This is a genomic window from Syntrophaceticus schinkii (assembly GCF_000946815.1).
In the GTDB taxonomy this organism is placed as follows: Bacteria; Bacillota; DSM-12270; order Thermacetogeniales; family Thermacetogeniaceae; genus Syntrophaceticus; species Syntrophaceticus schinkii.
In genome coordinates, this window is record NZ_CDRZ01000058.1 from 1 (window position 1) to 7,194 (window position 7,194).

Annotated in this window: 9 protein-coding genes and 1 pseudogene; 2 read left to right on the forward strand and 8 right to left on the reverse strand. The window is 47.2% G+C overall.

Annotation, left to right across the window (positions count from 1 at the left end; all coding sequences use genetic code 11):
- The 6 genes and pseudogenes from SSCH_RS19925 to SSCH_RS04120 all read right to left on the reverse strand — a co-directional run.
- On the reverse strand, nt 1-188 hold a 188-nt coding region (locus SSCH_RS19925; RefSeq protein ID WP_044664370.1), incomplete at its 3' end, for a hypothetical protein.
- Nucleotides 189-317: 129 nt separating this feature from the next.
- Nucleotides 318-1,792 (reverse strand): annotated as a pseudogene (gene lysS / locus SSCH_RS04100) (lysine--tRNA ligase).
- A gap of 398 nt (nt 1,793-2,190) precedes the next feature.
- Complete coding sequence (gene greA / locus SSCH_RS04105) at nt 2,191-2,667, reverse strand: transcription elongation factor GreA (protein ID WP_044664371.1); 477 nt, start codon at nt 2,665-2,667, stop codon at nt 2,191-2,193.
- Nucleotides 2,668-2,922: 255 nt separating this feature from the next.
- A complete protein-coding gene (locus SSCH_RS04110; RefSeq protein WP_044664372.1) occupies nt 2,923-3,990 on the reverse strand; it encodes a shikimate dehydrogenase in 1,068 nt (355 codons plus the stop codon).
- A gap of 151 nt (nt 3,991-4,141) precedes the next feature.
- Complete coding sequence (locus SSCH_RS04115; RefSeq protein WP_044664373.1) at nt 4,142-5,098, reverse strand: hypothetical protein; 957 nt, start codon at nt 5,096-5,098, stop codon at nt 4,142-4,144.
- A 41-nt stretch (nt 5,099-5,139) separates the two neighbouring features.
- Nucleotides 5,140-5,670, reverse strand: coding sequence for a helix-turn-helix domain-containing protein (locus tag SSCH_RS04120; RefSeq protein WP_044664374.1), 531 nt, complete (start codon nt 5,668-5,670; stop codon nt 5,140-5,142).
- A 195-nt stretch (nt 5,671-5,865) separates the two neighbouring features.
- Here SSCH_RS04120 and SSCH_RS04125 point away from each other — a divergent pair, with 195 nt between their 5' ends.
- Together SSCH_RS04125 and SSCH_RS18855 are read left to right on the forward strand one after the other, a co-directional pair.
- The gene (locus tag SSCH_RS04125) at nt 5,866-6,138 is read left to right on the forward strand and encodes a hypothetical protein (RefSeq protein WP_044664375.1); all 273 of its coding nucleotides are present in this window, start codon (nt 5,866-5,868) and stop codon (nt 6,136-6,138) included.
- 217 nt (nt 6,139-6,355) lie between these two features.
- A complete protein-coding gene (locus SSCH_RS18855) occupies nt 6,356-6,694 on the forward strand; it encodes an SDR family NAD(P)-dependent oxidoreductase (protein WP_198142155.1) in 339 nt (112 codons plus the stop codon).
- 119 nt (nt 6,695-6,813) lie between these two features.
- Here SSCH_RS18855 and SSCH_RS04135 read toward each other — a convergent pair whose 3' ends face one another.
- Together SSCH_RS04135 and SSCH_RS21685 are read right to left on the reverse strand one after the other, a co-directional pair.
- A complete protein-coding gene (locus SSCH_RS04135; protein WP_052835289.1) occupies nt 6,814-7,062 on the reverse strand; it encodes a tryptophan synthase subunit alpha in 249 nt (82 codons plus the stop codon).
- Nucleotides 7,059-7,154, reverse strand: coding sequence for a tryptophan synthase subunit alpha (locus SSCH_RS21685; RefSeq protein WP_408645688.1), 96 nt, complete (start codon nt 7,152-7,154; stop codon nt 7,059-7,061). Before SSCH_RS21685 ends, SSCH_RS04135 begins: the two co-directional genes overlap by 4 nt.
- Nucleotides 7,155-7,194 lie beyond the last annotated feature (40 nt).

Sequence of the window (7,194 nt, forward strand, 5' to 3'; positions counted from 1 at the left end):
TAAATCTTGTCAGTTCCTGTTCGGTGAAATATCTGCCGCTTACCAAGACTTGGTTGTCGTATTGTTTTGTCATAGTGCAGGCCCCCTTTGATAATAACCCACACTATTGTCTCATAATTAATTACCGCTGTCCAGTTCCTTTTTCGATAAAATATTTCTTCTAGTCTCTGGAAACCCTTGTCGGGCATAGTAGTTAAAGGCTATGCGTCAGTTCTGATCATCTTTTTTTTTCTTCTAACACAACTCCGCGGCAGCTTACTCTTACCTTGCAGTAATCCTTATCTGTCGTCTTTTGAAAGCAAAACAGCCGTGAGTGGTTAAAACTCCCGCGGCCGCATTGTCGGAAAAAGGATCACATCTCTGATCGAAGGGGCGCTGGTTAGAATCATGACGAGTCTGTCGATCCCAATACCCAGTCCTCCTGCAGGCGGCATCCCATATTCTAAAGCTGTTATATAGTCTTCATCCATAGCATGGGCTTCCTCATCACCCCGTGCTCGTTCATCCATCTGCTGTTCAAAGCGTTTCCTCTGATCCAGCGGGTCATTGAGCTCTGTGAAGGCATTGGCCAACTCCCAGCTGTTAATAAAAAGTTCAAAGCGATCAGTGAGCCGCGGATTTTCCTTGCTGCGCTTTGCCAGCGGAGAGACCTCTACCGGATGACCTGTGATGAATGTGGGCTGGATGAGCTTGTCTTCTACAAATGCTTCAAAAACTTCATTTAAGATTTGCCCCCAGACCGCATCCACATCGATCTCCACTCCCAGTTCTGCAGCCTGCTGACGCGCCTTTTCTGTGTCAAAGTGACCGAAATCCTGTCCGGTGTACCTCTGCACTGCATCCAGCATGCTCAGCCTTGTCCAGGAGCAGTGAAATCAATCTCCTGGTCGCTATACATTATCTTCGTTGTCCCAAATACCTCTTGGGTAACTGTGCTGATCAGATCCTCTGTAATAGTCATCATGTCCTGGCAGTCCCCATATGCCTGGTAGAGTTCCAACATGGTGAACTCCGGATTATGCTTGGTGGAAATTCCTTCGTTCCTGAAGTTGCGGTTGATTTCAAATACCTTTTCAAATCCCCCTACCAAAAGCCTTTTAAGGTACAGTTCCGGAGCGATACGAAGATACAGCTCCATATCTAAGGCATTGTGATGAGTGATAAAGGGACGCGCTGCTGCACCACCGGCCAAAGGCTGCATCATGGGTGTTTCCACTTCAAGAAAACCGTATCCCTCCAGGTGATGACGGATGGCACGAATAATCTCGATCCTTTTGAGGAAAACCCCTTTCACCTCCGGGTTGACGATCAGATCCAGGTAGCGCTGCCGGTAACGAAGGTCAATATCCTTCAACCCGTGCCATTTTTCCGGAAGAGGGCGCAGTGATTTTGACAGAACCTCAAAAGTTTTGATGGCTACTGTAATCTCCTGTTTCCTGGTACGGAATACTGTCCCTCGAACGCCGATGATATCACCGATATCCAGTTTTTTGTAAAGCTCATAGGCATCACTGCCCAGGTCATTTAACCTGGCATAAACCTGAATTTTGCCCGTAAAGTCCTGCAAATCTCCGAAGCTTGCCTTGCCGTGCCCTCTTTTAGCAATCAGACGCCCGGCAATTGTAACCTCCCTGTCGTCATAATCAGGAAAATTGGCAGCTATTTCAGCAGCATGCTGCTGAACCGGAAATCTACTGCCAAAAGGATCGATCCCACTGGATCGCAGCTCTTCTATTTTTTCTAAACGTATGTCAAATAGATCCGGCGATTCTTCCCTGTTGCCATCAGGCATAAAAAAACTCCTCCCATTTTCTATTTCTACTATAACCAAATCAGAAGCCAAAGGTCCGGTGTCGGAGAACGCCAAGAGTATCGATCATCGTTCCGGTAAATCCCAAACCTCATTCAACCGATATTTCATCAGGTGACCATCATCAGGTGACTGTCACCGTCAACCCAAGTTTCACATTATTCAACTGTTCCGCACGGTGACACGCACGGTGACTGTCACCGTCAACCTGTCACCGAATTAGAAAAAATAACATCTATGGTGCTGTTGTGAGCATCATGGCCATCTACCCGGAAAATAGAGGCTAGAAGCCAGCTGTCGGAGGCTGATCATATGCCATAAAGCGGCATGAGATGCTTCCTGCCGCTTAAGGATTTCATAACTGTATAACAAAGGGAGATTTATATCCGAATATCCTCAATACGGTATCTCAGGGTTCCTGCAGGTACCTTAACCTCCACCACAGTTCCCACCTTTTTCCCCAGGATTGCTTTTCCTACAGGCGATTTATTGGATATCTTATTATCAGCGGGGTCAGCCTCCGCGCTTCCAACGATGGTGTATTCAATGTCATCACCGGTATCCTGGTCTTTTAAAAGAACTGTGGTACCTACACCAACGGTATCTGGTGGCACTTCACTGGTATCAATAATCCGGGCATATCGCAGCATTTTTTCCAGTTGGATAATCCTGCCTTCGATAAAAGCCTGTTCATTTTTTGCTTCCTCGTACTCCGAGTTTTCAGAGATATCGCCAAAATCAATAGCAGTCCGGATACGCTCGGCAATCTCCCGGCGCTTTACAGATTTTAAGAGCTGCAGCTCATCTTCCAGTCTCTTAACCCCGTCTCCTGTTAAAAGAACCTCTTTTTCTGGCAATATTATCTCTCCCTTGATTGAAAAATTTACTTAAATCTTATGACCCTTCTCAAAGTTTTATTCGGTCCCCTTCAGTAAAAGATTGCAACAGATTAGGCTAGATCCCTTCCCTTAAACCAAAAAGGTGACAATGACGCCTTTTAAGGTGTCTTGCCTCCCTGGTTCATAAATAATAAGCCCAGCCGGGCTGGACCGTAAACGGCTAGTGCTTCCTATTCTGCTGCATATTTTGTAGCTATTATAGAAATGTAAAATCTATTTGTCAAGGGTTCTGGAAAAAATTTTTAGATCTTCTTTTGTAAGTGCGCGCTCAAAACTGCGCAAACCAGCAAGCTTGAAGCCGTGCTTTTTCCCTAAGCGCTGTATTTCTCTAACCTGGGAAACAGTCAAATCCCGCCCTAAAGAGTAGTTTTCGCACCTTTCCTCTAAAGCAAGGATCATGGTTTCTGCCATACAGGCATAAGCTGTCCCGGGTGGAAAACCGAAATTAAAGTTAAACTGAACATTATCCCCTGGAACCTCTACAACCCCTCCCTCAATAACCAGCACATCCGGGCGTTCACTGGCTACCTTAACTGAGACATCCCGCGGGCGGGCAACATCACAGACAACAGCACCCGGCTTTAAATCCTGGGGCTCGACTATCGTATCAACTGAAGATGTAACAGCCACCACAATATCTGCATTGCGAAGAGCCTCTTTGGTGTTTGTGGTCAGGCGGACAGCAGTGCCGGTCTCATGTAGAATTTGGTGAGACAGGCGCTCCAGGGGGGAGCGTGTCAGGGAAACCAGAGTCAACCCCCCTACCTCACCGGCAAGCATTCTGGCACAGACACTGCCGATGGACCCTGTAGCACCGAGAACCACTGCCTCCGCTTTGGCCATATCGATCCCCACGCATTCCGCGGCTTTTCTGGTTCCTTCCAGGGCCATAGCCACAGTATAACTGTTGCCGGTTGTAACCGCGATTCCCAGGTTATCAGCCACAGTAATCCCGGCATCCCCAACCACAGCACTCATGGCCCCCAGTCCTACAATCCCCGCTCCCAGCTTTTCTGCCAATTTCCCTGCTTCAATAATCCGGCGCAGCACATAATCCTCAGGCAACCCCAGCATCTGGCGAGATGTCAAGGGGCAGATAATAAACCACCCTTCTGTCTCAGCTAACGGTGATTTGATCCCCTTGATCTCAGAAGCCTTATAGACAGGGAAGTGGGAAACAATCCTTTCAGTAAGGCTACCTGGGAGCACTTTAAGTAATTTTATATTTTGTGTAATATATCCCAAATCGATGGGATGTATAATAAATGCAAATTTGGTCATGGGCTGTTGATCTCCTTATTCTCCTTATTCCTATTGAGTAAGACTAATTAAGTAACGCAAAATATCATAGAGGTAAGGTGCACCGACTTCTTTAAATTACACTGCTAACGATAATCTCAACCCCAGATCTGATTGGTATCCCCACCGACTTCTAATTTACACTGCTAACGGGCTCTTTTTTATGTGGACTGCTGTTTGGCTGTTCCTCCTGCAGATAGACGATACGGGGTTTAAGCTGCAGTTCATCTAAAAGGCTGCTGTAATCCTCAGGTGTCACCTCATCCACCCTCTTCCCCAGCAAAGTGATCAATACCCCCTCCAAGACATTGGTGCCAAAGGAGCGCCCCTGCATCTCCGGGGTTGTGGTCACCAAAATCTTCACACCTCGCTCCCGGAGCAGTTCCAGATCATCCTTGGTCACTGTATTGGTGATAATAACTTTACCAGGAAGTTCCTGAGGCATATATTTTCTAATGAAGTGAAAATCTCCGGTAATGATATCATTGTCCTGATAGTAGAACTCATGCTTTGTGCTCACCGTGTCCTGCTTCTTCCCTGTGGGATACAAATACTTAAAAGGAAGCTGGCTCAGGATGGGGAGCAGCGTATAGGCAAGAAACCGCAGTGTAGAAAGTTTGTGGACGGGAATGGGAATTCCCAGAGCAAAAATCAGGTCTCCATAAGTTGTCTTGCAGCCGGCATCCCAGAGAGCCTCGGCAATTCCGAAGCGATCCACCCCGGCAACCACTAAAGCTCGCTTGCCCTTAAACTCCCATTTCAGTTCCTGCTGGAGATAATCGATGACACGTCTCTCCAGAGTATTTTTCAATCCGCTGCCATCAACAATCGGGGTCTTTACAGCAGCAGCGGCGATCTTTTTGGCCTCGCGGAGAGCATAACGCCTACCCCCTGCCACCAGGTATAGATCGATCCCCCCCATGCCAAAAGCATCTACCTTACCATCCAGCTCACGGATCATCTCGATCGCTCGATTCATATCCCCATCGGTACCGATCCGTTCTATGAGGAACTTCTCTCCCAGAAATTCAGCTTCCACTTTGTGGTCACGCTTAGAAGAACCAATACTGATGCCGACAACACGTTTCATGATCTGTCCTCACTTTCTTGTGAAAGAGTACAATAATCAATTCAATCTTCCTGTGCTGAGAGGATCAGCTTGCGCAGATGCTCCGGGTCAACATACTTATCCTCAGTAAGGGGTGATTCCCCAAGGCTGATCCCCAGTGCCTCCTTATCCAGAAGAGCCGCACTCCAGTTGATGCGCTGCCGGGAACCGATCAGAATTACTACATCATAAGTTCTGATCTTCGCCACCAATTCCATCAGCTGATTCAACAACTCCAGTCCCGACTTTTCCCTCACAAAACGCCAGCGCTCCTCATTTGTCATGATCAGGCTGAAATCAACCCCCAGATCTCCCAATAATGAAAGAATCTCATCCTTGTTTTGCAGCGGGAAACCGACCACAGCAATACTTGCCCCCCTGCGTACAGCCCCCAACCCCTCCAGTCGAGAAATAAAACTGCGGTCAACACCACAGCGATCTGCAACCTCCTGCTGGGAAACCCCTTCACTGCGCAGGGACATCATCCGAGTCAAGGAGCGGGTAAGCTTCTCCATGCTGACAATTTTATCCCCAATGCGGTAGAAATCGTCCATAACAATAACACCCTTGTGCACATTTTTGTGTACACTATTTTAACAGATAAGAACTCCATTGGCAACAGCAGAAAAAATATTAGCAGCTACTGCCTTTTTTAATAGGCATGACTCTTGCTAGTATAATTTTGTGCGCTAATTGTGAAATATGGCACATGCCTCGTGAACAAAAAACCGGGAGGTGAAGAATAGACTATGAGCATCCCTGCTATTCGAACAAAGGCTCGTTCTGCCCAATCTGATCAAAAACAAAAAAACAGCATTGAAACACCTGTAGCTAAAGAAATCCATGCGCTTAAAGAGCCCAGGGATTCCTCACCTGAAAAAAACGAAAAAGTACATTTGGAATTCCCCTACGATGACCTGGAACTGCTCTACGAGTACACACTTCAAAAAATGGGTATCACAGACCCATTTAAAAGCGAACAGAAAGACCAAAAAAAAAGATCAGGGGGACGGTTCTCGTGATCTATCGTGATCTATCAAGGCATCTGGCTGTACTCAGGTTTAAGTTCAGGGGTAAATAGCGGTGGATAATGGTACTGATCTGCCGTTTTTTTGAAACCATCTAACGCAATTACGGAAGGTGCCAATAAAACGGCAGCAATTCCACCGAAAATTTGGGCTCCGAAAAAAGAAAGCTTCCTTTGCTAAAGTTAACAGCTTATTTTTTATAACGAGATTTGTGAAAAATTTTACATGTGCTCATGAAAGGATTCATGAGCACATCCCCCAAACAAATGCAACCAATCTTGATAACCTGAAAACTTTGATGAACAAAGCAGTTGAGACATATCAGAGCCTGGACATCCTGGTAAACAGCGCCGGTATTTTTATGATGAAGCTGATCACTGAAGTCACCGAAGAAGAGTATGACCGCTTGATGATGATCAATGTCAAGGGGACCTATTTTGCAGCCAGGTTTGCAGCAGAAATTATGCGGAAGAACAACGCCAGGGGTTCAATCATCAATCTATCCAGCATCGCCGGGATTAACGGCTTTGGCGATATGTCTACCTACTAGCCTGTGCCCTCTTTTTGGCCAGCGATGAAGCCTCTTTTGTCAACGGAGTCAACCTTCCCGCAGACGGAGGCTTCACCGCCACCTGAGGTGGGAGATGGTGACAGTCACCAGTAATTTTGTTACCTTATTGCCTCTTTCAGTTCCTCAACCAGGCCGGACACTCGCTCAAGCATTACCTCCGGCTGGTTGTGAAACTGCTCTACAAGGCTGACAATGGCGCTGCCCACGATCACTGAGTCTGCGGCCTCTGCTATGATGGCGGCCTGCCTGGGGTTGGAGATGCCGAAACCAACAGCCAGGGGCAGGCTGCAATGTCTTCTCACCCCCTGCATGAACTCTTTTATATCTGGCGAAATGCCCTCTCTCATCCTGTTACCCCGGTAAGGGAGACACAATAGACTGAACCCTGCGCGGCCCCTGAAATTTTCTCCAATCGCTTTGGTGTGGTTGTCGGTGCCACCAGGTAGATAAAATGCTGCCCCTCCTCTTTCAGCTCCTCG

What these genes read in the sequence shown, in the direction of transcription:
- SSCH_RS04110 (WP_044664372.1), bottom strand. Translation starts at nt 3,990, where the DNA reads ATGACCAAATTTGCATTTATTATACATCCCATCGATTTGGGATATATT.
- SSCH_RS04115 (WP_044664373.1), bottom strand. Translation starts at nt 5,098, where the DNA reads ATGAAACGTGTTGTCGGCATCAGTATTGGTTCTTCTAAGCGTGACCAC.
- SSCH_RS04120 (WP_044664374.1), bottom strand. Translation starts at nt 5,670, where the DNA reads ATGGACGATTTCTACCGCATTGGGGATAAAATTGTCAGCATGGAGAAG.
- SSCH_RS04125 (WP_044664375.1), top strand. Translation starts at nt 5,866, where the DNA reads ATGAGCATCCCTGCTATTCGAACAAAGGCTCGTTCTGCCCAATCTGAT.
- SSCH_RS04135 (WP_052835289.1), bottom strand. Translation starts at nt 7,062, where the DNA reads ATGAGAGAGGGCATTTCGCCAGATATAAAAGAGTTCATGCAGGGGGTG.